At 60.7% G+C, this 25,672-nt stretch carries 23 protein-coding genes; 7 read left to right on the top strand and 16 right to left on the bottom strand.

Translation table 11 applies throughout. The features are described 5' to 3' along the window. Positions 1–2 precede the first annotated feature (2 nt). The 3 genes from ACZ9HU_RS02605 to ACZ9HU_RS02595 are packed head-to-tail and all read right to left on the bottom strand — an operon-like array spanning position 3 to position 2,486. On the bottom strand, positions 3–923 hold the full coding sequence (locus tag ACZ9HU_RS02605) for a polysaccharide deacetylase family protein (RefSeq protein ID WP_476102004.1): 921 nt from the start codon (positions 921–923) through the stop codon (positions 3–5). Continuing rightward, on the bottom strand, positions 920–1,804 hold the full coding sequence (locus tag ACZ9HU_RS02600; protein WP_476102002.1) for a polysaccharide deacetylase family protein: 885 nt from the start codon (positions 1,802–1,804) through the stop codon (positions 920–922). Before ACZ9HU_RS02600 ends, ACZ9HU_RS02605 begins: the two co-directional genes overlap by 4 nt. Continuing rightward, positions 1,797–2,486: an isochorismatase family protein gene (locus tag ACZ9HU_RS02595; protein WP_476102000.1), complete on the bottom strand. Its 690-nt coding sequence runs from the start codon at positions 2,484–2,486 to the stop codon at positions 1,797–1,799. Before ACZ9HU_RS02595 ends, ACZ9HU_RS02600 begins: the two co-directional genes overlap by 8 nt. 177 nt (positions 2,487–2,663) lie before the next feature. Between ACZ9HU_RS02595 and ACZ9HU_RS02590 the strand changes: the two genes are divergently transcribed. Next, positions 2,664–3,647, top strand: a complete 984-nt coding sequence (locus ACZ9HU_RS02590) for an alpha/beta hydrolase (protein WP_476101998.1) — start codon at positions 2,664–2,666, stop codon at positions 3,645–3,647. Next, entirely contained in the window at positions 3,647–5,122 is a 1,476-nt protein-coding gene (locus ACZ9HU_RS02585) for an NAD-dependent succinate-semialdehyde dehydrogenase (protein WP_476101996.1), read from the top strand. The genes ACZ9HU_RS02590 and ACZ9HU_RS02585 overlap by 1 nt, the downstream gene beginning before the upstream one ends. Before the next feature lie 40 nt (positions 5,123–5,162). Here ACZ9HU_RS02585 and ACZ9HU_RS02580 read toward each other — a convergent pair whose 3' ends face one another. The 5 genes from ACZ9HU_RS02580 to ACZ9HU_RS02560 are packed head-to-tail and all read right to left on the bottom strand — an operon-like array spanning position 5,163 to position 12,081. Further along, positions 5,163–6,512 carry an LLM class flavin-dependent oxidoreductase gene (locus ACZ9HU_RS02580; protein ID WP_476101994.1) on the bottom strand — a complete coding sequence of 450 codons (1,350 nt, stop codon included), beginning with the start codon at positions 6,510–6,512 and terminating at the stop codon, positions 5,163–5,165. 5 nt (positions 6,513–6,517) lie between these two features. Next, positions 6,518–7,789, bottom strand: coding sequence for an MFS transporter (locus ACZ9HU_RS02575; RefSeq protein ID WP_476101990.1), 1,272 nt, complete (start codon positions 7,787–7,789; stop codon positions 6,518–6,520). 7 nt (positions 7,790–7,796) lie between these two features. Continuing rightward, the gene (locus ACZ9HU_RS02570; protein ID WP_476101988.1) at positions 7,797–8,987 is read right to left on the bottom strand and encodes a M24 family metallopeptidase; all 1,191 of its coding nucleotides are present in this window, start codon (positions 8,985–8,987) and stop codon (positions 7,797–7,799) included. 9 nt (positions 8,988–8,996) lie between these two features. After that, positions 8,997–10,715: an N-acyl-D-amino-acid deacylase family protein gene (locus ACZ9HU_RS02565; RefSeq protein ID WP_476101986.1), complete on the bottom strand. Its 1,719-nt coding sequence runs from the start codon at positions 10,713–10,715 to the stop codon at positions 8,997–8,999. Then, a complete protein-coding gene (locus ACZ9HU_RS02560; protein WP_476101984.1) occupies positions 10,708–12,081 on the bottom strand; it encodes an LLM class flavin-dependent oxidoreductase in 1,374 nt (457 codons plus the stop codon). Before ACZ9HU_RS02560 ends, ACZ9HU_RS02565 begins: the two co-directional genes overlap by 8 nt. Positions 12,082–12,317: 236 nt before the next feature. Between ACZ9HU_RS02560 and ACZ9HU_RS02555 the strand changes: the two genes are divergently transcribed. Genes ACZ9HU_RS02555 through ACZ9HU_RS02545 form a run of 3 tightly spaced genes read left to right on the top strand, consistent with a single transcriptional unit; the run spans position 12,318 to position 15,074 of the window. Then, entirely contained in the window at positions 12,318–12,995 is a 678-nt protein-coding gene (locus ACZ9HU_RS02555) for an SDR family NAD(P)-dependent oxidoreductase (RefSeq protein ID WP_476101982.1), read from the top strand. Next, positions 12,992–14,269, top strand: a complete 1,278-nt coding sequence (locus ACZ9HU_RS02550) for an MFS transporter (RefSeq protein WP_476101980.1) — start codon at positions 12,992–12,994, stop codon at positions 14,267–14,269. The genes ACZ9HU_RS02555 and ACZ9HU_RS02550 overlap by 4 nt, the downstream gene beginning before the upstream one ends. After that, a complete protein-coding gene (locus tag ACZ9HU_RS02545) occupies positions 14,256–15,074 on the top strand; it encodes an alpha/beta fold hydrolase (protein ID WP_476101978.1) in 819 nt (272 codons plus the stop codon). The genes ACZ9HU_RS02550 and ACZ9HU_RS02545 overlap by 14 nt, the downstream gene beginning before the upstream one ends. Here the strand turns inward: ACZ9HU_RS02545 and ACZ9HU_RS02540 are convergent. From ACZ9HU_RS02540 to ACZ9HU_RS02530, 3 genes are all read right to left on the bottom strand, one after another. After that, entirely contained in the window at positions 15,067–15,486 is a 420-nt protein-coding gene (locus ACZ9HU_RS02540) for a cupin domain-containing protein (RefSeq protein WP_476101976.1), read from the bottom strand. The two genes, ACZ9HU_RS02545 and ACZ9HU_RS02540, sit on opposite strands and share 8 nt — an antisense overlap. After that, the gene (locus tag ACZ9HU_RS02535) at positions 15,483–16,052 is read right to left on the bottom strand and encodes a cupin domain-containing protein (RefSeq protein ID WP_476101974.1); all 570 of its coding nucleotides are present in this window, start codon (positions 16,050–16,052) and stop codon (positions 15,483–15,485) included. Before ACZ9HU_RS02535 ends, ACZ9HU_RS02540 begins: the two co-directional genes overlap by 4 nt. Positions 16,053–16,290: 238 nt before the next feature. Beyond that, positions 16,291–16,521, bottom strand: coding sequence for a hypothetical protein (locus tag ACZ9HU_RS02530; RefSeq protein WP_476101972.1), 231 nt, complete (start codon positions 16,519–16,521; stop codon positions 16,291–16,293). Between ACZ9HU_RS02530 and ACZ9HU_RS02525 the strand changes: the two genes are divergently transcribed. Both ACZ9HU_RS02525 and ACZ9HU_RS02520 read left to right on the top strand, forming a co-directional pair. Beyond that, entirely contained in the window at positions 16,520–19,003 is a 2,484-nt protein-coding gene (locus ACZ9HU_RS02525; RefSeq protein ID WP_476101970.1) for a TonB-dependent receptor, read from the top strand. The two genes, ACZ9HU_RS02530 and ACZ9HU_RS02525, sit on opposite strands and share 2 nt — an antisense overlap. Positions 19,004–19,056: 53 nt before the next feature. Further along, a complete protein-coding gene (locus tag ACZ9HU_RS02520) occupies positions 19,057–19,344 on the top strand; it encodes a DUF1330 domain-containing protein (protein ID WP_476101968.1) in 288 nt (95 codons plus the stop codon). Here ACZ9HU_RS02520 and ACZ9HU_RS02515 read toward each other — a convergent pair. The 5 genes from ACZ9HU_RS02515 to ACZ9HU_RS02495 all read right to left on the bottom strand — a co-directional run bounded on the left by ACZ9HU_RS02515 (position 19,341) and on the right by ACZ9HU_RS02495 (position 25,580). Further along, positions 19,341–20,432 carry a LacI family DNA-binding transcriptional regulator gene (locus tag ACZ9HU_RS02515; protein ID WP_476101966.1) on the bottom strand — a complete coding sequence of 364 codons (1,092 nt, stop codon included), beginning with the start codon at positions 20,430–20,432 and terminating at the stop codon, positions 19,341–19,343. The genes ACZ9HU_RS02520 and ACZ9HU_RS02515 overlap by 4 nt on opposite strands. Before the next feature lie 372 nt (positions 20,433–20,804). Next, positions 20,805–21,740, bottom strand: a complete 936-nt coding sequence (locus ACZ9HU_RS02510) for an alpha/beta fold hydrolase (protein ID WP_476101964.1) — start codon at positions 21,738–21,740, stop codon at positions 20,805–20,807. An 11-nt stretch (positions 21,741–21,751) separates the two neighbouring features. Next, complete coding sequence (locus tag ACZ9HU_RS02505; protein WP_476101962.1) at positions 21,752–22,585, bottom strand: phytanoyl-CoA dioxygenase family protein; 834 nt, start codon at positions 22,583–22,585, stop codon at positions 21,752–21,754. Further along, complete coding sequence (locus ACZ9HU_RS02500) at positions 22,582–23,673, bottom strand: LLM class flavin-dependent oxidoreductase (protein WP_476101960.1); 1,092 nt, start codon at positions 23,671–23,673, stop codon at positions 22,582–22,584. Before ACZ9HU_RS02500 ends, ACZ9HU_RS02505 begins: the two co-directional genes overlap by 4 nt. A 26-nt stretch (positions 23,674–23,699) precedes the next feature. Further along, a complete protein-coding gene (locus ACZ9HU_RS02495) occupies positions 23,700–25,580 on the bottom strand; it encodes an MFS transporter (RefSeq protein ID WP_476101958.1) in 1,881 nt (626 codons plus the stop codon). Positions 25,581–25,672 lie beyond the last annotated feature (92 nt).

Here is a 25,672-nt window from a genome sequence, read left to right as displayed (position 1 = left end):
GATTATCCTTGGTTTGCCACAAAGGCATCGAAAATGTCGCCGCCGCGCGCGAACCATGTGTCGGGGCGGGCGGCGAGGTCCGCCAGCAAGCCTTCGAACGCATCCATGCGATAGGGCAGGCCGATGATATAGGGCGTGATATGCAGCGGCAGCATCCGCCCGCCACCCTGCGCCAGCGCCTCGGCACTCAGCCAGTCATGGGCGTCGAGCACCTGCTGGGCGTAACTGTCGACCGACTGCTGCTGAACATTGATGATCTGGCGGTCGGACAATTCGTGATTGAGCGGTACGTTCACGAGGCCATTGTTGAAGGCAAAGGGCATTTCGTCATTGGCCCAATCGACGCAATATTCGACGCCCGCTTCCTTGAGCAGATCGACCGTCGCGAAACTTTGTGATCGGGCTATCGAATGCCAGCCACGCGGGCGCTGCCCGGTGGCCGCCTCCAGCGTGTTCAGGCTTTGCGCGATCAGGGCGCGCTCCTGTTCCACCGGCAGGGTGGAGGCGATGGTGCCGTTCATATCGGTGGAATGGGCGATGATTTCGTGACCGGCCGCCACAATATCGGCGATGATCTGGGGGTAACGCTCGGCAATCGCGGCATTGACCGCGACGCTGACCTTGGCCCCCACTTTGTCGAACGCATCGAGCAGGCGATAGAATCCCACCCGCGTGCCATATTCGCGCGACGTGTAATGGCGGTAATCGGGATAGGCGGTCTGCATATGCCCCGGAGCGCGGAAAGGCGTGTCCGACGGCGTGATGGGAAACCACTCCAGGCTGACGGTGAACCACACCGCCACGCGCTTGCCCGAGGGCCAATTCAGCGGCGGGCGGCTGGGCAGGGTGGCATAGGGATAAAGCGAATGGTCATAGCCCAATCCGCGCTTGGTATATTCCAGATAGGTGGGGTCGAGGCTCATTGCGCTTCTCCCTGAACGGCATACCATGCGTCCGCGATGTCGCCGGCGCGGGTGATCCATGCGCGATCGTCTTGCGCGATATGGCGCAAGACTTCCTCAAAGGCGCCAATGCGGTGGGGTTGGCCGATCAGATAGGAATGGAGCGGGATGCACATGACGGTGCCGCTTTCCTCAGCCGCGAGCCGCTCATATTGGCGGATCAGGGTCTGGGCATATTCGCGCGGGCTCATGTTATAGATGAAGAAGCCATAGTGGTCATTGACCTCAAGGCTGTAGGGCATCGACAGCAGGCGGCCCTTGTTCACCTTGACCGGAAACGGTTGGTCATCGTGATAGAGGTCGCAGGTGTAATCCATGCCATATTCGGCAATCAGATCGAGCGTGCGCGGCGTATGCGTCAGCGCGGGCGCAAGCCAGCCCCGGATCGTCTGCCCGGTGGCCTCGCGCACGGTGCGGATGGAATCCTCGATGATGGCGCGCTCCTGCGCCTCATCCATGCCATAGGAATAGCGCGTGTTGTAAATGCCGTGGCTGAAGAACTCCCAGCCGCGCGCATTGGCATCGGCCACCACATCGGGATGATGCTGGCACAGCGCCACCGAGAGCGAAACCGAGCCGGTAAAGCCATGCTTGCTCATCACATCGGCCATGCGCCAATGGCCCACGCGGTTGGCATGATCGCGATGGGAATAGCCGACCACATCGGGATGGGGTTTTGCCCATGATTTGCGATGCGGATTGGCGGGCGGGTCGATCTCGTAATATTCCAGATTGGGCGAGATCCACACCGCCACTTTCTTGCCGCCGGGCCATGCAAAGGGCTTGCGGGCGCGATAACGCTGGAAATCATAGAGTTCGGGATCGGGCGCTCCTTCACGCATCGGGGCGGCCCTCCAGCCAGTCGATCACGGTCTGGACCGGCTCGACATCGGCATATTTAAGCTGGAGATCGGTCAGGTTGGCGAAATGATAGGACTCATGCTTGTCGGCGCAGCATTCGATGGGGACGATCGTGCGATAGCCACGCGAAAGACTGTCCACCGCGCCCGCCCGCACACAGCCGGAGGTTGAACCGCCCGTAATCACCACCGTATCGACCTTGTGCCACACCAGCAGGCTTTGCAGCGGCGTTTCGAAAAAGGGCGAGGGCATGCGCTTGGTATAGACCGCATCGCCCGGCGCAATGTCACAGCGCTCGTCAAAGGCGTGGCGGTCGCTGTCATACTTGATGTTTTGCAAGGAATCGGGCGTGTTGGTCCGCGTGCCCCATACGCCCGCATCGCTGGCATCATCGGCATAGGCCACATGGGTCCAGATCACCGGCATGCCCTTTTTGCGGGCCATAGCGGAAATCGTGTTTACATATTCGATCTGGCGCGGATCGGTTTCATAGGCCGTTTTATACCGATCAATGCGCGTATAGGCGTTCTGGAAATCGATGTTCACGATGGCCAGCTTTTCCCCGAAGCCGAATTTCGAGCGGGCCGGATTGGCCATCACTTCCTCGAAGATCTGGCGGGCGGTCTTGCCATCGCTCACCATTTTCGTGCCGATTATTTCCATGGGGGGCCTCTTGCTGAAATGGAGTGTTCCGCCGCAGGCTTTCCGTTCGCGCATGGTTTTGGCCACTGTTGCCGCGATTTTGTCCGCCCACCGGAAAAAGCCAAGGCGTGGCCTTGCTGTCCGGCCTTTGTCGCCCTCCATTCGCATAGAACTGTTCAAGCGAGGGTAGGACTGGGCGTGAAACAAACACGGATGCAATCGGCCGCAATTTGCCTGCTTTCTTTGGCCTTCGCCGCAACGCCCGCATTGTCGCAAAGCACGACATCGGTCCGCGCCGAGGCCCCCGTTGCCCTTTGGCCAAAGGGCGCGCCGACCTGGGCCGGGTCGCTCAACGTTCCGGTAAAAGAAGAATTGCGTCATGGAGGCGACCGGCTGTGGAATGTCTCGCAACCTACGCTTCAGGCCTATTTGCCGAAAAAGGGCAATGGCGCGGCCGTCATCGTGGCGCCTGGCGGCGGCTTCCGCTTTCTGTCCATTCGAAGTGAAGGGACGATGGTCGCCCAATGGCTGGCCGAACATGGGGTGGCGGCCTTTGTTCTGAAATATCGCGTCGTTCAAATTGCACCGGGCGAAACCGAAGAGGCGATGCACAAGCGCATGAACAGCCAGATCGGCATCGAACAGGCAGGTGACGCCGCGCTGACCGATGGCCGTCTGGCGCTGCGCTATGTGCGCGATCATGCGGGGCAATGGGGCGTGGATCCGCACAAGGTTGGCGTGGTTGGCTTTTCGGCGGGTGGGCATGTCGCGGGCATGTTGGCGCATGAGGCAAAGAAGGAGGATCGTGCCGATTTCGTCGGTTTGATCTATGGCCTGCCCTTTACCAAGGTGACGCCGCCCATTCCGTCGGCCAATCTGCCTTTCCCGCCCGGAACACCGTCCGAACCCTGGTTACAGCCCAAGCCCACCCCGGCGCCTGATGCCCTGCCGCCGATCTTTATCGCCATGGCGCAGGATGACCTTGCCGTCGGGCTTGGGGTGCGGGACTATTACGCCAAATTGTTTGCCGCCGGATATCGCCCTGAAACGCATCTCTATGCGCGCGGATCCCATGGTTTTGGAATGAAGGGAACAGGCACCACGGTCGACCATTGGATCGAGGAATTCGATTGGTGGTTGGACCAAGTGCTGGCCGATATGGATGGAAAGAGGACAAAGTGATGACGATTGATCTGGCCCCGGTTGAACTGCAACTGGGTGAGCCGGCGCTGCTGCGCGATGCGGCCTTTGTGGGCGGCGTCTGGACGGCGGGCGCGGCGACCATTGCGGTCACCAATCCTGCAGACGGGAGTCTGGTTGGCCATGTGCCCAATCTGGGCGAGGCCGAGACATTGGCGGCTGTTGATGCCGCCGTGCCCGCGCAGGCCGCTTGGGCGCGCCAGACCGGCAAAGTGCGCGGGGCCGTGCTGCGTCGCTGGGGCGAATTGATGATGGTTCATCAGGAAGATCTGGCCCGCATCATGACCGCTGAACAGGGCAAGCCTCTGGCCGAGGCGCGGGGCGAAGTGGCCTATGCGGCCAGCTTCCTTGAATGGTTTGCCGATGAAGCGCGTCGGATCACCGGTGACGTTTTGACCCCGCATCAAAACGACCGCCGCATTCTTGTCCGCAAGGAGCCGGTGGGCATTGTCGCAGCCGTCACGCCGTGGAACTTTCCGTTGGCCATGATCACGCGCAAAGCCGGTCCTGCATTGGCCGCAGGCTGCGCGATCATCATCAAGCCGTCGGAATTGACGCCGCTTTCGGCGCTGGCTCTGGCCTGGCTGGGCGAACAGGCCGGCGTTCCGGCGGGTGTTCTCAGCGTGGTGACGGGCGATGCGGCGCCTATCGGCAATGTCCTGACCGGGGACAAGCGGATTGCCAAATTCACCTTCACCGGATCGACGGGCGTGGGCAAGAAACTGGCCGCGCGTTGCATGGAAACGGTCAAGCGGGTGTCGCTGGAGCTGGGCGGCAATGCCCCCTTTATCGTGTTTGACGATGCCGATGTCGATGCCGCCGTCGAAGGGGCCATCGCCAGCAAATTCCGCAATGCGGGTCAGACCTGCGTTTGCGCCAACCGCTTGATCGTGCAATCGCGCATTTACGATGCTTTTGCCGCTGCTTTGGCAAAACGCGTTGCCGGCTTGAAGGTTGGGCCGGGGCTGGCCGGGCCTTCGGATCAGGGGCCGCTGATTGATGGGCGCGCCGTGGATAAGGCCAAGGCGCATGTGGCCGACGCCATCGCGCGTGGTGGCAAGGTGTTGACCGGCGGCGCGCCGGTGGAAGGCGAAGGGACGTTCTTTGCCCCGACCGTGATCACTGGGGTTCCTTCCGATGCTTTGCTGTGCCGCGAAGAAACGTTTGGGCCGGTCGCGGGTCTGGTGCGGTTTGAAACCGAGGAAGAAGCGATTGCCATCGCCAATGACACGGATGCTGGTCTGGCTTCTTACCTGTTCACCCGCGATTATGAACGCGTGTGGCGTGTGCCCGAGGCTTTGCGCTATGGCATGGTGGGTGTGAACACGGGCCTGATCTCGACCGAAGTTGCCCCCTTTGGCGGGGTCAAGGAATCGGGCATGGGCCGCGAAGGCTCGCATTACGGCATGGACGACTATCTCAACATCAAGATGGTCTGTCTGGCCGTGCAAGGGTGATGAAAAACTGCCCCGGTTTGCGCCGGGGCAGTCCTTGTTCTTAAAGCCAGAGGTCGGGTTCGGCACCCGCCATGGCATTGTCGGGGCGCGGAAGGCCCAGATTGTCGCGCAAAGTCGCACCCTGATAATCGGTGCGGAACAGTCCGCGTCGTTGCAGGATGGGCACGACTTGATCGACAAAATCCTCCAACCCGCCCGGCAGGTAATTGGGCGAGAGCGAAAAACCGTCGGCAGCCCCGGCGCGGAACCAGTCCTCCATCATGTCGGCCACTTGTTCTGGCGTGCCAGCCATCGAGAAACTGGCGCGGCTGACCGTCGCGCGTTTGGCCAATTGGCCCAGCGTCAGATCCTCGGCGCGGGCGATGCGGACCAGTTCCTGTTGCACCCATTGTCCGCCATTGGTCAACGGAATATCAGGCATCTTGTCGTCCGGGCCATAGTTGGAAAGATCAAACCCAATCTGCATCTGAAGCGTGCTCCAAGCCAGCGCCTCTGGAATGAGGTCCAGCAATTGGGCCTGCGCCGCCCGCGCTTCGGCCTCTGTTGAACGCACCAGCAATTGCACCGATGGCAGGACCGCCATATGCGCCGGGTTGCGGCCAAAACCGGCGGCGCGCGTTTTCATATCGTCATAGAACGCGACCGCCTTATCTTTGCTGCTCTGCGCGGTAAAGACCAGATCCGCGGTACGGGCCGACAGCGCGCGCCCCGGCCCCGATCCCCCGGCCTGCACAATCACAGGATGACCTTGCGGGGGGCGCCCAACATTTAACGGCCCCGCCACGTTGAAGAACCGCCCCTTGTGGTTCAACTGACGCAGTTTCGCCGGGTCAAAATAGCGGCCCGTGCCTTTGTCACGCAGCACCGCATCATCGTCCCAGCTATCCCACAGCGCCTTGACCACATCGACGAATTCTTCGGCACGTTCATAGCGCTGGTCGTGATCCATCAGTTGATCATGGCCGAAATTGCGTGCCTCGCTGTTGCCCGCGCTGGTCACCACGTTCCAGCCTGCGCGCCCCTTTGTAATATGGTCGAGCGATGCCATCCGGCGGGCCACGGCATAGGGTTCGTTATAGGTGGTCGATACCGTGCCGATCAGGCCAATGTCGCTGGTGACCATCGCAAGCGCTGCGAGCAAGGTGGTCGGTTCCAGTTTTCCGGCATAATCGGTCGCGGCATAGGCGTCGCGCCCTTTGATATAGGGCAGGCCCTGCTGATCACCCGAGAAATAGCAGTGCAGCTTGCCCTTTTCAGCGGTTTTGGCCAAGCGGACATAGTGGTCGACATCATGTTGGTCCGCGCCGGCGCTCTGGCCATAGCGCCATCCGCCGGGATGCGCGCCGCTGTTGTGAATAAAGGTGGCCAGCACCATCTGGCGGTTGTTCATTGGTATCAATCCTTTTGAGAAGAAGTGAGCGCTGCGCGCCATGCGACGGCAAAGCAGCCCGAAGAAAGCAAGAGAAACGGCAAGCCCACACGCAGGAAGGCCAAACCCAGATCGCCCGTGCCGCCACCGGCCAATGCCATGATCCATGGCCCGCCGGCGCCCGCGATGATCGCGCTGCACAGACCCAGCATGGCCATGCCAAAACCGCGCATCGTGTTGGGCAGGATGTCTTGCAACGTGGTGTTCATGGCCACATTGATCATCGGCATGGCCACCCCGATTGTGCCCAGCAAGGCCAGCGAAAGGCGATAGTCGGGCGCGAAACTGGCAAATGCAGCGGGCAGGCCCAGCAGAGGCAGCGCGCAAAGCAGCGGAATGCGTCCGGCCACACCGCCCGACAGACGCGAATCCGCGAGCAATCCGCTGATCATATACCCCCCCACGCCGGTGATCAGGAGCATGAGGCCAAGCGCCCCGCTGAACGCCGTGATGGGCAGGCCATAGTGACGTGTCAGAAAAGGCGCAGTCCACATCGTGATCCCCAACAGCGCGACATAGAACAGACAGAAACCCAAATAGAGCGGCACAACGACGGCGCGTCTCGCCCAAAGCGCGCCCAATTTGGCCAGCATATGGGTGCTGTCAGCCTCACGCGGGGCGATCTGTCGTACTGGCTCGCGCGCGGTCAGCAGCAGGAACGACACCAGCGGCCCACCCAGTCCACATAAGACAAAGGCCGTCCGCCAAGCCTCAAGCGTCCCAAAATGGGGAAGATTAAGCCCAATTTCGTGCCGCAGGATCAAACCTGGAATGACCGAGGACAGACCCGAACCGATGCTGGCCCCGATGAAATAGACGGCCATGGCCCGACCGCGCCGGGCCGGCGCAAACAGGTCGGCAATCAGCGACAAGGCCGCAGGCGCAATGGCCGCTTCGCCCAGTCCCACCACCATGCGCGCAACAAAAAAGCTGCTGAAATTGGGCGCAAGTCCGCAGGCAATCGTGGCTACGCTCCATAGCGCGATGGCGCTGGCCACCAGCCTGCGCCGATCGCGGTGATCGACCAACCAGCCCAGACCCAGCCCCAGCACCGCCGAAAGCAAGCTGTAGGCCATACCCATCAGCAGGCCCATCTGTGCATCACCAATCGCAAAACTCTTGCGGATCGGTTCGGCCAGAACGCCGACGATGGCGCGGTCGATGCTGTAAAGATTGGCGCCAAGAAACAGCAGCAGCATGGGCCAGATGGTTTGACGCGCCGGGGGATATTCGCGCATGGTTGGGTTACTCTACCGGCACGGTGCGGCCGTCGATACAGGCCAGCAAGCGGCCATCGGGGTTGTTGAGGATCTCGACCTCGCCATTGTTGAGGTAGATGATATCCTCGAAATGGAATTTGCCGATAGAGGGGCCGATCCAGGGCAGATCGCAGGAAATGACCATGCCATCGACCAGTTCGAATGTGTGCATGCCGCCATTGGGATGGGGGTGGTCGGTATGTTCCAGCCCAACCGAATGCAGCCCGCAGCCGCGAAATTCCGGATTTCCGGCGGCCTGAATACAGGCGGCGACCGCCCTTTCCACATCGGTGGACAGGGCGCCGGGGCGGAAATGGGGCAAAGACGCGCGCCAGCCAAGCCGCGTTGCATTGAATACGCGCAGTTGTTCGGCATTGGGCATACCGATCACGGCGGTACGGCCGATATCGCTGGTATAGTGGGCAAATTCTGTGGTGGCGTCAAACGTCACCGTGTCGCCGGCCAGCAGCGGCGCAGTCTTGTCCAGCCGGCCAAATCCGGGGCGATAGGGAGTAATGAGTAAAAAGACCGGCCTGGCCCCGCCCAAGGCTGCCGCGGACCAGAAAACCCTTTCCGCCTCGGCGCAGGTTGCACCTGCTGCTATGGCCTCGGCGCTGATTTGCAGCGCCAGTTCGGTTTTGCGACTGGCCGCGCGCATGTGGCCGATTTCTTCGGGCGTCTTGACCATGCGAATGTCGCGCAGGAAATCGCGCGCGCCCACAGGTTCGATCGCGCCGCCCAGCATTTCGGCCACGTCAAAGCCAAGCCCGCGATCTTCAAAGGCGATGCGAGGTCGCGATGCACCGCCGCCAGCCAATCCGATTTCGCGCAGATAATCGGACACGGCTTCCGGATGGTTCTGTGGCAAGCCTTTGCTGGTCAAAACGCCCTGGGTGCCGCCCGCGCCAATGCCCGGCTTGCGGGCATAGCCGCGGATGATCCGCATCCATGTGCCCCCTCGCTGCTGGGGCTGGCCGGTGTCGACTTCGACCGTCAGAACGGCCGCCTCTTTGGCATGATCGCGCGGCAAAAGCGCCAGCGCCAGATCGCCAAAGCCCCAACTGGCGTCGGTGGCCCAACTGGACAGATAGTAGGTGTTGATCGGGGTCGACGCGACAATGGCGTCAATGCCATCGCGGTCCATCAAGGCGTCGGCGCGGGGACGGTTCAGCAGCATGGGAAACCTTTAATAAGCGCGGCGAAGCAGGCGTCCGGGCAGGGCGCCGGTGGGCCGATCTTCGCGGTGGGTGACGATGCCCGACAGGATCGTGGCGGTATATCCTTGCGCCTCTTGCGTCAGGCGGCGTCCGCCTGCGGGCAAATCGAACGAGGCACGAGGAGGGAAGAGTTTCAGTCGGTCATGATCGATGACATTGATGTCGGCCTTCATGCCGGGGGCCAGAATGCCCCGGTCATGCAGCCCCATCACGCCTGCTGTATGGGCGGTCATGCGATGAACGACATGGGGAATGGACAATTTCTCTCCCACTCGGTCGCGCGTCCAATAGGTCAGCAGATAGGTCTGCATCGACCCGTCGCAGATCGCCCCGCAATGCGCCCCGCCATCGCCCAGTCCCAATACCGTATCGTCACGCGTCAACATATCGCGCACAACATCAAGGTTAAAGCGCGTGAAGTTGCGAGCAGGGAAGTAAAGGATCGCCTGACCTTCTTCTTCCAGCAACAGGTCATAGGCCAGTTCGGGTAGAGAAACGCCCCGCGCGGCGGCCAGATTGTCAAGGCGGCGGCTTTCCGGCGGAGAGTAATCCGGGTCTGCGCCCATGGGATAGCAAAGGTGGATATAGCGCATGAAGGCGGGATATTGGGTTGGGTCCAGCTTGCCGCCATATTCCGACAGAATGGCCGTGCGGATTTCGGGCGAACGCATTGCCGCCACCCGTTGCGGCAAAGGCAGTGCGTCAATGGCGTCATAGCTGGGACAGCCGCGGAATGGATGCAGCGTCAATTGCAGGCCCATCAGGACGCCGACCGGACGCCCGACGACCTGGCCCAACATATCGGCGCCTTGGGCGCGGGCCGCACTGCATTCATTGGCGATTTGCAGCCAGCGGTCCGGTGCCTCGTCATATTGCAGGAGGGGGAAGGTGACTGTGTGGCCCGATTCCTGCGCAACGCGCTGCAACAGCCGAAACTCGCTGGAAAATCCATTGGCCGTGTCAAATTCCGAGGCCGACATGAACAGGCTCTTGCCATAGGGGCGCATGGCAAGGGCGATGGCCATCAATTCGTCCTCGCTGGCGGTGGTGACGGGCAATTGCTCACCGCCAGCGGTGCGGTGACCGATGACGCGTGTGGTGGAAAAACCGAAAGCCCCTGCGGCCATGCCCTCGGCAACAATGGTTGCCATGCGCTGCATGTCGCGTGTGGTGGCCGGTTCGCGCTTGATCGCGCGTTTGCCCATGACCCAAACGCGCACCGGAATATGGGGCACCGCCACGGCAAAGTCGGCATCCATGCGCCGGGCTTCCAGCGCGTCGAGAAAATCGGGAAACGTCGTCCAGTTCCACGGCAGGCCCTCGGCCATCACGATGCCGGGAATGTCCTCGACGCCTTCCATTACGTCGATCATCTCTTCGCGCATTTCGGGTTTGCACGGGGCAAAACCTACGCCGCAATTGCCCATCAACAGGCTGGTCACACCATGGTTGGTCGAGGGCGAGAAATGGCTGTCCCAGGTCACCTGCGCATCATAATGCGTGTGAATGTCGACAAAACCGGGGGTGACAAGCTGGCCACGTGCATCGATTTCTTCGACGCCATGTCCGGCAATCTTGCCCATCGCGACGATCCGGCCGTCGACAATGGCCAAATCGGCCTCGAACATGTCGGCCCCGGTACCATCGGCCAGCGTCCCGCCGCGGATCACCAGATCATATTCAGCCATTTAGGGCTCCTTCCTTTGAGGGCCAGATATCGGGATGGGCATGCGTATATTCGCCGGTGACATAGCCATTGGCCGGGCGGGTCAGGCCCAATCGGTCGCGCAAGGTTGCGCCTTCATATTCGGTACGGAACAGGCCGCGCCGCTGGAGTTCTGGCACGACGTGATCGACAAATTCGCGCAGACCCGCAGGCAGATGGGCGGGCGCAATGACAAAGCCGTCGGCAGCGCCGCTCTCATGCCAATGTTGCAATTCGTCGGCGATTTGGGCGGCGGTGCCGGCGATCGTGCGACTGGTCCGTCCCGCAGCGACGCGCCGCGCCAGTCGGGCGATCGACAGGTTTTCGCGCCGGGCCAGTCCAACGACCTGCTCCCACGTCGATTGCGACAGCTGGCTCTGGGGGACATCAGGCAACGGCCCATCGGGATCGTATCCGGACAGGTCAAAATTGCCCAGCAGGCCTTCCAGCTTTCCGATTGCCACCGGGGTGGGGATCAGGGCGTCGAGCGATTGCTGAATATCCACTGCTTGCTGGGTCGTGGGCGCGACGATGGGCGTGATCGCGGCCATGATCTTAAGACTGTCGGGACTGCGGCCCATTTCGACCAAAAGGGCATGCATCTCCTGCCTGAAAGCCCGCGCGGTTTCGGGCGAGGGGTGTGAGGTGAAGATCACTTCGGCATGGCGCGCGGCAAAGCGTTTACCCGTATCGGACGCGCCCGCCTGAACCAGCACAGGGTGGCCCTGCGGTCCGCGCGGGACATTGAGAGGGCCGGCAACAGAAAAATGTTCGCCGCGATAGTCGACGCCGTGAATACAGGCCGGATCGGTATATCGCCCGCTCGCCTTGTCGGCGATCATTGCGCCATCTTCCCAACTGTCCCACAAACGCTTGGCGGCGCTCACGAATTCTTCTGCGCGTTCATATCTTTCGGTATGACCATAATGGTTGGCGCGGCCGAAATTATGCGCTTCATTTTCCATGGTCGAAGCCACCATGTTCCAACCGATGCGCCCGCCGGAAATATGGTCAATACTGGCCAGGCGGCGGGCCAGTTCATAGGGCTGGCTATAGCTGGTGGAGGCGGTGCAGACAAAACCGATCTGAGTGGTGGTGGCGCACAGGTGGGCGATGATGGTGGCCGGATCAAGCTTTGGCGTTTCAAGGCAGGCAAAGATATCAGCGCTCTTTGCGGGGGGATAACCCACCGAATCGGCGATGAATACCGCATCGAACAGGCCGCGTTCGGCCTGGGCCGCGCATTCACGGAAATAGCCGATGTCCGTCAACGCGGCCAAGGCCGCATCGGGGTGGCGCCATCCGGCGATATGCCCGCCGGTCTGCATCAGGAAAGCAAGGAGTTTCATGGTTTGGCAATATGGTGTGCAAAACTGTGCATGCGATAAAGCCCAGTAATATGTTCGCCTATCGGAACATTGCCGTTCGACTCCTTGATCGTGCGTGCAATAAAATGTGCAATGTGGATGAACGGCGTATCGCCCTATCGCCTGCTGGACGGTTTGCCGGGGCAATGCGCGGGGTGAACGCGGGTGCTGCATCTTGTTTCAGCCACCACGCCGAAGTTGACGAAGGGGCCGAAGGAATGTCGGAAAAACGAGTGCTGATCACCGGGGCGGGCGGCGCTTTGGGCATGGCCACTGTGACGCGGCTTTCCGCGCATGGGTGGCAAATCGCGCCCGTTGCCGGTCGCAATGGCGCGGCGCAGGCCGGTTGGCTCGGTCCGGTGGATCTGTCCAATCCGGATGCCGCGGCACAAATCGTGGCGCAGGCGGGAGAAGCCTTACAGGGGTTGGACGGCGTGGTTCATCTGGCGGGGGGCTTTGCCATGTCGCCTTTGATGGAAACATCGATGCAGGATTGGCAGGCCATGCAGGCCAGCAATGTGGCCAGCCTGATTGCTGTCGTTCAGGCCGCCGTGCCATGGATGTCACTGGGCGGGGCGATTGTGGCGGTGGGCGGTATGGCGGCGGCGCGCGCAGGTGCGGGCATGGCGGCCTATGCCTCGGCCAAATCCGGCGTTCTGCGCGTGGTCGAAGCCTTGAGCGCCGAGTTGGCGCCCCGGCAAATCCGCGCCAATGCCGTCCTGCCCGGGGTTATCGACACGCCGGCCAACCGCCGTGACATGCCTCGCGGCAATCCGGCCAAATGGACGCATCCTGATGCCATCGGCGATGTCATCGCTTTCCTTCTCAGTCCGCAATCGCGCGCCATCAATGGCGTGGGCGTCCCGGTAACCAATCCTGCCGGAGCCCAGCCATGATCAGTCGATTTCGCGCATGGAGCGCGGTTCTGATTCTGTGCATCGCGCAAGTCGTGTCAACGGTGGATCGCGGAATGCTGGCCTTGGTGGTCGATCCCGTCCGGCGTGATCTGGCGATTGGCGAGGTTGATATTGCGCTGCTGCAAGGGTTTGCCTTCGCGGTTTTCTATGTCTCGGTGGGGCTGCCGCTGGGCTATATGGCGGATCGGGTGAACCGGCGACGCTTGCTTTTTTGCGGTATCCTGGTGTGGAGCGCTGGGACCATCGCCTGCGGATTGGCGCAGGATTTCACGCAAATGTTCTTGGCCCGTCTGGTGATTGGCGTGGGCGAGGCGGTGCTTGGCCCTTGCGCGGTGGGCATGATCGGCGAAATGTTTGCACCGGAACGTCGCGGGCGTCCCATGGCGCTCTATGTCCTTGGCAGCATGGTTGCCTATGGTTTGGGCAGTATGGCAACCGGCGCCGTGCTGCAGGCCGGCGCGGCGGGAGCTTTTGTCCATTGGCCTATTTTGGCGGGCATGGCGCCTTGGCGCATCGCCTTTGTGTTGATGGGACTTGTGGGATTGCCGGTGGCGGCGCTTTTGTTTTCAATTGCCCATGCGCAGCGTGAACGCACGCCCCAGGCTCAGGCGCTCAGCCTGCCCTTTGCGGAAATGGGCTCGCGGTGGCGGGTCCTCTTGCCGCTTTATGGTGGGGTGGCCTTGTTTGCCATGGGGGCCGCTGCGGCGTCGGGTTGGGGGGCGGCCCTGTTGACGCGGGCCTATGCCTACGCGCCTGCTGACGTCGGCAAACAATTGGGTGCGGCGCAAATGATATGTTCGTTGATTGGCGCAGGGATTGCCGCGATTGTGGTCGATCGTGTGGCGCGATCGGGCGGCATTACGGCCAAATTGCGGATGAGCGGGCTTTTGTCCTTGCTGACCATTCCGGCCTGTATGGGCGTTATCAGCCAAAGCGGCGCGGGCGCGTTGATGATCACCGCCACCGTTATGGCCACCAGCGCGATCTATGGCACGACCATGCTCTCAATCCTGGCCGAGGTGCTGCCCGGACAGGCGCGGGGTCTGGCGGTGGCGTTCTATGCTTTCGTGATGACAATGATCGGTGGTTCGCTGGGGCCTTTGGCCGTGGCCGCCTTGACCGAGCGTGTGTTTGCCAATCCGGCCCATGTTGGCTGGTCCATGGCGGTTGTGGGCGCCATTGCCCTTTCCCTTTCGGCTTTGCTGGCGCTTTGGGCCGCGCGGGCGCAGGAGACATTTGATGAGCAGCGTTGAAAAAGCCTATGCGCCGAGCCGGTTTGGTCAGTTGCATTACCGCATTGTGCGCCCCGGTGGGCCGGTGACGCATCCGCCGCTGTTGGTGCTGCACCAAACGCCCAGCAACAGCTGCGAATGGATGCCGATCCTGCCACATCTGGCGCGCGGAAGGGTGGTGATCGCGCCGGATACGCCCGGTTACGGGATGAGCGATGCGCCCATGGAACCGGCCACGATCCCCGATTTTGGCGCGGTTATGGCCGATCTGGTCGATCATCTGGTGGCAAAGGGCGACGTTGGGGACGGCCCCTTTGATATCATGGGCGCGCATACCGGCTCGATCATTGCGGCGGAAATGGCGGTGACACTGCCTGCGCGGGTGCGTCGGGTGGTTCTGTTTGGTTTGGCCGCATACCCGGAACATGAACGCGAGAAGCGCTTGGCGCTCTTGCTGGATAAATTCCCCAAGCCCGGCCCCGATCTGACTCATGTCGAACAGCTTTGGACCATTTTTGGCGAACTTGGCGATAGCCGGATGACCAGCGAGCAGCGCCATGTCGCGATGGCGGAATGCCTTCGGCTGGGGTCGCGCATGCCTTGGGGCTATATTGCGGTTTACCGCTACGATTTTCTGGGCGCTTTGGCACGGCTGGAGCAAGGCGCGTTGGTGGTTAATGCGCAGGACGATCTATGGGACATCACGCAAAAGGTTGCGCCGACCCTGCCGAATGGGTGTCTGTGGCCATTGCCGGGTCGGGCGCATGGTTTCCTTGCCTTTGATGCCGCGGAAATAGCGCCCGAGATCCTCGACTTTCTCAACTGATTGCAGCGACTTCTTTCTTCAGTCTTGTGGCGGTATCGGTGTCAAAGGCGATGCCGATCACGCTGCACGGCTGTTCAACAGTGTGTGAGCGATGCCCGCAACCATCTGTGTCGAGCATCACCAACATGGCGCCCGGTTCTAACGTCCGCTTCTGGCCATCGGATGCCTCGATCGTCCATGCCCCTCGCAGGACGATCGACAGCCCCGGCATGGCCGACACGTGCCAATCGCCATAGCCCTCCCCATCACCTTGGGTGATACCCCATCCGGTGGCGCCGGAAATCCCCTGCCATTGGCCAGAGCCATCGGGCAGCGCAATTTTTCGGCAGAGGGGCATGGGCAGGTCGATCAATCGCGACCCGCCATCGGGCGTGGTGAAAATGGCCACGGCGTGGAAAGTATCGTCGGTCATCGGAACCACAGCTTGGCGCGATCGCTGCTGCCTGTCACGGGGCACAGCGCCTTGGGCATCTGGACCGAGGCCATGAAGGAGCCTTGCGGTCCGGCGCGGGAAATATGGCCTTTGCCGCTGCAATCCTCGGCAATGGCAATATCGCCATGGCGCAGTTCATGAAACGATCCGTCCTCCAGCCCGATCAGCATGGTGCCGAAGATCGGGATGAGCAAGGTCGGTTGATTGGCCACGTGAAAGCTGAAGCCCGCGTTCGGGGCGGTGCCGCCGATGGAAACTCTTTCCGCCTCACGGCGCAGGAATAGCGCGATTTCTCCCATGGCCGGGGCGTTCACTGGCAGGCTCTCGATCCGGCTCTTGCCGTCTTCGGCGGTGTAAAGGTGAAAGGCGCGGGTGAACCATGGGATTGGACCGCTGCCGTGGAAATCCAAGGGGAACGGAGGCGTGGTCTGCGCCCGTGCCGGTTCCGTCAGCCCTATGCCGCCCAGCATGGCGCCAAGGCCGGAAATGCCGGCCTGCTGCAATATGTCGCGGCGTCGGAGAATTGGGGAGGGTTTGGCGTTCATAGGATCCTCTCTTTGCACAATTGGTGCATTGGTGTGCATCGATGCGCTTGTTCCAAGTTTCTCCTTCATCGCATCCGACAGGTGAATATTTGGACCAAAATATTTCAGAATTGCGCAGGATTTTGTCCCTTTAGACCCCGCCATCGCGACTCGATTTTTGATTGTTGCGCAAGCTTGGCCTGTTTTCGTGCATCCGACAGGCGAATATGTAGCACATCTTGCATCAAAAATGTGAGTCTCAATGCAAGCTTTGATCATCCAGGCGGGCAAGGTCTTGCAAAAATGTCCATTGGGCCATGGCCTGATGGCGTTGGCTTGCATTTCCCAAACGGATTTCAACGGGCGAGCATAACGCCCGGACAACCAACGTGAAAATCGGGGCGATACGCAGGAACGCCCCATACTCGATATCCGGGAAGAAAGTTACCGCCCAAGCTTGTGGCGGTTCGTAATGAGGGGTTAGAACCATGATGCGTTACCCACGTTCCATCTATCGAATGGCTGCTTCGGCTTTGGCCATTGGCGTCACTCTTGCCACAATCGGCACGGCGCAGGCCGCAGAACCGACCGCGGGCGCCGATGATGCCGGCGCCATCACCGTCACCGCGCGCAAGCGGTCTGAAGACATCCTCAAGGTTCCGGTCACCGTGACGGCCTTGACCGCCGCGGCGCTTGAACAGCGCGGCATCGTGTCCATCACCGATCTGGCCAATTCGACGCCGGGCGTGAACGTCAATAACAACTCATCGGGCCATGCTGACCGTTCGTTCCAACAGATCGTGCTGCGCGGCTTTACCCCCTCGACCACGTTGGCCACCACGACGTCGATGTTCATCGATGGCGTGGCGGTTTCCTCGCCTTCGCAGGTGACTTCGGTGTCGGACCCGGCCCAGGTCGATGTGGTAAAGGGGCCTCAGAGCGCCTATTACGGCCGTAACACCTTTGCCGGCGCCATTAACGTGACCACCAAGGAGCCCAAGGGCGAATGGGCCGGCACGATGACTGGGATGGTGGGTACCCGCGCCAATTACCGTCTGCAGGGCACGGTCGAAGGCCCGATCATTGGCGACATGCTGACCTTTCGCGTAACGGGCGAACGTTTTTCCAAGAACGGTTCGTGGCGCAATTCCTATGACGGTTCGACGCTGGGCGATCAGAAGACGACGACAGGCACCGCGCTGATCGTGTTCAAGCCCAGTCCCAAGCTGACCATGAAGCTGTTTGGTTTGATGTCGGAAGACCGTGACGGCGCACCTGCCCAGACGCGTCTGTATGGTTATGACATCAAGACTTCGTCGGGTGCGCTGGTGGCGGCCAATCAGTCGAACTGCACGCTGACCGGCAATTCACGCGGCGTGCAGGGCTTTGGCACTGCTATTTCCAACGCCTATATCTGCGGCACGGTGCCGGGATTGATCAACCCGGTTTCGGCCAACACGGTCAATACTGATTCCATCAAGCAATTCCTGGCCCTTACCTCCAATCGCGTGATCCCGACCAGCGATAGTGTCGATGGTTATGGCATGCTGCGCAAGAGCCAGCATGCGCATGCGGTGATCAATTACAAAATCTCCAGCGACCTTACGGCAGACTTTCTGGCCGGTTACAACCGCGAAGTGTGGTCGACGCTGATCGATCTGGACGGTTTTGATTCTTCGGGCTTTGCTTCGACCACCAACCCAAAAGGCTATTACGATTTCCCCTATCTGGTGGAACGGCGCAATATGGACTGGTCGATGGAGGGGCGTCTTGCCTATAATCACGGGCCGTTGCGCGCGGTGGCCGGTGTCAGCTATCTGAAGGCGGCGACATGGTCGGGCGGCGGCGGCGGCACGGGCGCGCTGACCGCATCGGTGCTGGTGCCGGGGGGCAAGAGCGAGAGCCGCACGACGGGTCTGTTCTTCGGCCTGACTTATGACTTCTTGTCCAATCTCTCGGCCAGCGTCGAAGGGCGCTATCAGATCGATACGCTTGGCGCCTATGCCCGTGCAACGGGTCAGACCATCGCGTCGAGCGCTTTTATCCCGGCGGGCACCTATGCGGGCAATTCCTTGCTGGTTGAGCAAACCTACAAGAACTTTACCCCGCGCGCGATCATCAACTGGCAAGTCAATCCGCGCATGATGGTCTATGCGTCATGGGCCAAGGGCGTGAATCCGGCGCAGTTCAACACGACGATTTTGGCCCAGACGGCGTCTGTACAGTCGGCCGCTCTGGCGGCAGGCGGTCAGTTGACCATCGCTCCGGAAAAGATCACCAATTATGAACTGGGCATCAAGGGCAAGGCTCTGGATGGCCGCCTGCGTTATACGGCTGCGGCCTATTATGCCCAATGGCGTAATCAGATCAACGCGATCACCATCGTGGCGGCCGACCCCTCAACGTCTACCGGCTTTACCTTCATTAACACGTCGGCCAACTCTGGCTCGGTCGATCTTTACGGGCTGGAACTCGACACCAACTGGAGGGTAAACGATCTGGTCAGCGTCGAAGCGTCTGGCGCTATGAACGGCAGCGATATCAAGTATTTCCGCAGCACGACCATCAGCCAGCTGACTGGTATTTACGACTTCTCCGGCAAGGAGATGAAGTACACTTCCAAATATTCGGCCAATGTTGGCGTGGTTTTGGGCGGTGATCTCAAAACCGTAAATGACGCCAAGTGGTTCACGCGCCTCGACTGGAATTTCAAGTCCGGTGTGTGGTCGAATGAGGCCAATATCGCCAAAACCCCCGATGTGCACAAGTTCAACTGGCGTGCGGGCGTTTCGAAGGGGCGCGTGGCGGTCGATGTCTTTGTGAACAACCTGTTCAATGACAAGACCTATACATCGTTGACTGACAATTACGTGCTCGATCCCAGCTTTGCGCGCTCGGCCTATTTCTCGGCTCTGCTGGTGGGACTGCCCGATCTGCGGACCTTTGGTCTGCAGCTTAAGGTCAAGATGTAATTCCGTTCGGGGCGGATCAGGCGGTCCGCCCCGATTGTTGTAAAGGAGCGCCTATGGCCGCCCATATTGTCGCCACGGTCCGGATCCATGATCGTGAGAAATTTGGCGAATATCTCAAAGCCGTAGCAGGCGTCGCGGAAAAATATGGCGGCGAGTACCTTCTGCGCGGCAAGGTTGCCGAGGTGTTGGAAGGCGATGTCGATCCGGCGGAATTGGTCGTGGTGCTGCGTTTTGCAGATGCCGAAAGGGCGCGCGCCTATGTCGGTTCCCCTGAATATCAGGCGGGGAAATTACATCGCCTCAACGGTGGCGGCGTGGTGGAATCGCGCCTGCTGGTTTAATCGACATATTGCGGGACGGCGGCGGGATTGTTGGCATGGCTCAACCCCATGGTCGTCTCGCGTTCGATAATGTCACAGGCCAGCCAAATGCGGGGCGGCGGCGCGACATTGGGGCCCAGGCGCCCCGCCATCGTCGAAACCGCCGTTTGCACCAATGAGAGCAGGGGCAGATGGATCGTTGTTGTCGCGTGCGACAGCCATCGTGATTGCGACGTGTCGCCAAAGCCTACAACCGAAACGTCTTCGGGCACGCGCAATCCGAATTCCTTGCGTGCGACATCGACAATGCCGACGGCCAGATAGTCCGAGGCGGCAAAAATCGCATCAGGCCGATCGTCCAGCGAGAACAGCTCTCGCGCCGCGCTGATCCCATTTTCATAAGTCCAGCCGGTATCAACCCAGCGGCAAGGATCGCTGCCGCCCGCTTCCATTGATAGGGCATAGGCTTGCAATTCTGTCAGGCGGCGCGGGTTGGCGGCAATCGCGGCGGGGCGTGTGCGACCCTCTTTTTGCAACATCTGTGCAACGCTGCGTCCGATTTCAGGCGCGTCGATCCAAACCAGCGCAGCGCCTTCGACAACATCCTGACGATCTAATACGACCAACGAAATGCTGGCTGCCACCACTTTTTTGCGTACTGTCGCGCCCGGAACGGCGGAAAGGACGATGATACCATCAACCTGTTCATCGACCATTTCCGAAACGGTGACGTCCAGCAGCGTCAGATCACTGACAATGCGCCATACCACATCAAATCCGCGTTGCCGCAGTTCATCCTCGAACATCGCGTAGATGTGGCAGAAATAGGGCGAAAACAGATTGGCCATGATCACGGCGGCACGTTTTGCACGCCCATTGGCCTGTTGGCTGCCGGCCGATTGCAGGCGATAACCCAAAGCTTGGGCGGCGGCCAAAACCTTGGCGCGCGTTTGCGGGGCCACGCTGGCGCCTGGCGTAAAGGTGCGCGAAACAGCAGAGCGCGATACCTGCGCCATGCGCGCCACATCGTCCGCGCTCACCTTGCGGCCGGATTTGCCGTTCTTGAAAGAATGTTCAGGGCGCTGTGGGGTGGGGCCTTTGGGCTTCATGCGATCCGGTGCTGAGCAGTTAAAGGATGGATGGTTGGGCGCAAGGCTTACGAGTGTTGCACGAATTGTCAAATCCGGCGCGATCACTGGTGATGGCCATGATGGGTGCTTGCGCAGATTTAGCGCGGCGAATTTGAAACTCTCCTGATTTAACTGCCAGTCGGATAGGGACGCTGGCAATGTTTTTTGCACATTGTGATGCAATATAGTGCATTCATAATTGAAAAAAGTTTATCGGCGGGTGGAAAAATTCCCCGTTCAATGGATTGAGCATCACCGAACCAGGCACGCCGTGGCAAAAAAGAAGGGCCGCCGCGCCTGCAACGACCCTCACTGGCCCGGGCCTTATGGCCCGGGTTCTTTTTTTATTACTCAGGTCTTTTCCAGGAAATGCGCCAATAGCGGGCCTGTGGCCTGCGGGTTATCCTGAATGGCCCATGCGCCCGATTCCGGCACCACCACCGTTTCGCCCTTTCGCAAGACCGCTTCGGCAAAAGGCCGGAAACGTTGATAGGCTTTGTCATATTGGCCATAGACCAACAGAGTTGGGCATTCCACACGCCGCAACGCGGATTTGAGGTCGGTTACGCCAACCCCGCGCTCGCTGGGTTGCAGCCAGAGGTCGGCCACCTGCCGGCTTTGGATGCCTTCCACATTGATCGCTTCGGCGTGAACCATGCCGAATGTGCCTACCAGCATTTCCGGCGCCGTCGGCAAGGGATGGCCGCCAGCATCGAAAATCGGCTTGAGCTTTACATCAACCGCCTGCCGCACTTCATCCAGCGATCGGCGCCCGCCAAGGGCGCTTGAAATCACCCCAAGTCGCCGCACCCGATCCGGGTTGGCCGCCGCCATCACCACACCAAGGCACCCACCAAGCGAGGTTCCCATGATGTCGACAGTGTCAACGCCCATCTCGTCCATGGCGCCAAACAGCATTGCGGCCGTTTCGCCCAGCGTATGGATATAGGGCGGTGGCCCATCCATCCGTGATCCACCATGGCCGGGCAGATCGAATGCGATCACCTGTCGTCCCATGGCCAGAGCGGGTGCCACCTGACGCCAATCAGCCAGCCACCCGCCCAGTTTGTGAAGCAAAAGAACCGGGGGCTGTCCTGCTTTTGCTTCGCCCAATGTGGCATAATGCAAAATGCCGCCACCGCGGCGTATTTCGCCAAAGCGGGTCCAAGGTCCGGCGGGCGGCACAATTGGGGCGGCCTTTGGGGCGGGGTGCGCGGCCTTGGCCCCGCCCGCCATCATGGCGGCGCCCATACCCAACATTTTGGCCATATCGCGGCGGTTTATCATTCTATCGCTCCTTATGCGTCTACGCGCAATTCTTCACGCCGCCACAGGATTGGCAAGACATCCGCCGATCCATCGACCAATTCACCCTCCGGCATGGCCTCGATGCCGGGGATCGCCGCCTTATAGGGCGCGTTGCGCCAGCGCACATCATGGCCGAACAAACGCACGGCCAAACCGGTGCGGGCCAGATCGGCGCTGTCATTGCCCTTGGAAAAATGGGGCGTATGGGGATGGAAAATCACAGCGTCGCCCGGTTCCATGTCAAAGGTCACGAAACGGAACGGAAAATCAGGATTGCCACGCTCCGCCTCGAAATTGGGGCAAAGGCCGTCGGCCTGATCCGGGCGGAAGCCAAAGGTCAATCTATTCTCCACACAATGGCGATGCCAACCGGCGATATATTCGATACGCCCATTTTCTTCATTTACCGGGGTAAAGGCTGTCCAGATGTTTGGGGCCATTTCTCCGCTGACCGGCCAAGCTGTTTCGTCGCAATGCCATGGCATGATCGACGGGCTGAGTGGTGGTTTGGAAAAGAGGTGATCGTGATACATGCGGATATAGTCGGCGCCGATCACGCGGCCCGTCGCCTCGGCAATCGGGCTTTCGGTAACAAAAGCGCGAAAATCGGGATCATTGCGCCAAAGATAGCAAACCGAGAGCATTGCGCCATTGGACGGGCCAAGCGTACCATATCGCCCCGGATTGGCGGCTACGCGCGCAATGGCCGCCTGCATCCTTTCCACCCATTGCGCGTCCAGCAGACCGCGCAGCACCACAACGCCGTCGCGTGCATAGGTGTCGATATGGTCGCGGGTGATCTCGAAATGCGGATGGCGATTCATCGGGCAGGCACTCCTTGAAAGAGAAGGTCATGGTCAAGCGCGGCGGCGCGCAGGCGGGGGAAGAGTTTTTCGCCATATTCGGGCACGTCCTGATCGGGCCGAAACCCGCGGATCAGAAAGCGGGTGACCCCCATGGCGTAATAATCCATCAATGCGGCGCAAACTTGATCGGGTGTGCCGACCAGGGCGGCCTGATTGCCAAAACGGCCCTGCGCCAATTCGGTAATGCCCAGCCAGAGGCAGCGGTCGTGGCGATGAGCGCTTTGCGCACTGGCCAGAATGGCGTTGCCCGAATGGGTGGGTTGGGCAAAATTGCTGGGGCCTTGCGTGGCCGATTGGCGGGCCATCATGGCGCGAAAGTCGTTGAGAACGCCTTCGGCCTTCTCCCAAGCCTGCGCCTCGGTATCGCCAAGGATGACAAGCACGGTCATCATAAAGTCGATCGGGCGTCCATGGGCGGCTTGGACCACCTTGTCGCGGTGGTCGGCAATATTGGCCAATGTGTCGCCGCTCATCGCGAAAAGGTCGGCGTGGCGACCGCAAGCCGCAATGGATTCGGGCGATGTCCCGGCCCAGCTTACCGTGATCCGGCCGGGTTTGACGGGGGAAAACGCCTGAGAGAAGCGATAGAAACGGCCCTGATGGTCGATGGGTTCTGTGGTTGACCAAATGCGGCGCATGATGCCGACATATTCATCGGCTCTGGCATAGCGATCAGGCTTGGCGGTGAAATCGCCATCGGCCTCCAGTTCCTTGTCATTTGGCCCCGCGATTATGTGAACGGCCATGCGTCCAGGGGCCAACCTGTCGATTGTGGTCAACATCCTCGCCGCCATCGTGGGGGCGATGAAACCGGGGCGATGGGCCAGCAATACCTTAAGCTTATCGGTCCCGGCCAGAACATGCGCCGCGATCGTGTGGCTGTCGGGCGTCAGGGAATTGTTGGCGATCAGGACGCGATCATATCCGGCGGCCTCCTGCGCTTTTGCGCTGTTGAGAAGGGCGACGGGATCAAATTCGTCCTGCGGCGCGTGATGCAGCGGCGTGCCTTTGTTGTGGGACACAAGTCCGGTGATTTCGACAGGCATGGAAAATCCTCTCAGGGCCTGATGGATCAGGGCTTGGGGATGGGTTGGGGATTGTGCTGAATGTTCAGATGGTTCGCGACGCAATCGGCCGCCGCGACGCCTTCGGAACATGATGATGTGCGCGATTTCAACGGTTCCTCTCGCGGCAGGCGGATGGTCATGGCCATCACGGGCACTTTGCCGATGGCCCGGCTGGTATGGCCTTTGCCCGTAGTGTCGGCGGCCAGAACCATGTCGCCTTTGCCCAATTGCCGGATCGTGCCGTCGCCAAGGCCGACCTCCAACGTGCCGGACAGCACGATCAGCAAGCGTGGGCTGGACACCCGATGCCAGTCGATGAAGGTTCCAGGTGGGCTGATGCCGATTTCGGTATCGGTTGTCGTCAGGCGCGCATTCATCAGCAGTGGATCAGAACCGGCCGCGCGGGGCAGGGTGACGGCGGAGAGGCGCGATACGCCTTGCGCATCGGCGGTGATTTGCGGGATCGTTATGCCGGCCCCTTGGGCGCGGGCCGGATTGGGTGTTGTGCCGATCACCATGACCATAGCCAGCGCGCCAATCGCCATGGTTGCGGGCAGGCCATCGCGCGGCGCACCGGCCAATTCGCCGCCCGCGGGCTGGCGCAAAAAGAGGCATGCCAGGATAGCCGACAAAGCAGGCAGCAGCGACATGGACAGAACAATGCCCAGAATGACGGATGAACCCTGCGCGCTTCCCGCGTCCTTGGCCGAGACAAAGCCGGAATGACTCATGATCGTGCTGAAAATGAATGTGCCAAAGGCCGCGGTTGCTTTTTCCACCATCACAAAGACACCGGCCAAGGCGCCCTCGCTGTCGGCCATGGAGGGATGGCTTCGCGCATGATCCATCGTGTCGGTCAACACGGTGTAAAGGCCAAAGAAGAGACCACCAAAGCAAAGGCCCTCGGCGGCGCCAAGGATCAGCACCCATGGCATGGGGTGCCCGGCAGGCACCAGATACCAGAGCAGCATGGCCAAGGTTTGCGCGCCAGCAGCCAGCATCAGCGCACGGCGACGGCCAAACCGGCCAGCAATCCGCACCCATCCGGGCTGGCTCGCCATCATGCCCAGCGTTTGCAACAGGAAAATCGAGGCAAGGCTCTTGTCCGAAGCGTGCAGGACATGGCGGGTATAATAGGGCAAAGCCGCGCCATGCAGCGTAAGCCCGGCAAACATGGTCACCTTGAAAGCGATAAGATTGCGAAAGGGCCGATTGGCGCGGATGGCGGCAAAACCTTTGCGCCAGTTCATTTTTCCATGCGCGGGGGCGGCCTGCTGATCTTCCAGCCCATCGATCAAAAGGAAAGTGCCCATGCCGCCGGCCGCCACCAAAATGGCCAGCACCAGCGCCAGCAAGCCATGCGCGGCGCGGTCCCCACCCAAAGCGGCCAGCATCCATGGCGCCGCCGACGTGGCCGCCAGTCCGCCAAAGGACGAACCATAGACGCTGAAAGTCATAAGGCGCGAACGCTGATGAAAATCCTGCGTAATCTGACGCCCGATGGCCAGATAGGGGATGCGGTAGAGCGTATAGGCGGTTGAAAAGATCAGCAATGACGCGCCTGACCAGATCTGTAGCCCTGTTGTCCCAAGGCTGGATGGGACATTGAACAGCATCACCAGTGATACGGCCGCCAGAACGCCCCCACCCGCCAGATAGGGGCGATAGCGCCCCCAACGCGTGGCCGTGCGATCACATAGAATCCCGACCAGTGGGTCAATCGCCGCGTCATAGATCTTGGAAAGGACGACCAGCAGGCCCGCGGCCCCGATCGCCATGCCCAACGAATCCGTCATGAAGCGCAGATGGAGCAGGCCAACTGCCCCCACCAGCGCCGCCGAAGTGAAGGAGCCAAGGCCCCAACCGATCAAGGCTTTGCGTTGCATGCTTGTTTCCCGGCATCATGCGGAGGCGCCAATGCGCCTCCTATGTGCAATATGAGTGCAATATTTTCGAATAATTTTGCACAAAGGTCGGC

It is taken from the genome of Novosphingobium sp. Sphag1I, assembly GCF_056279125.1.
This window is presented reverse-complemented; position numbering and strand designations above follow the sequence as displayed.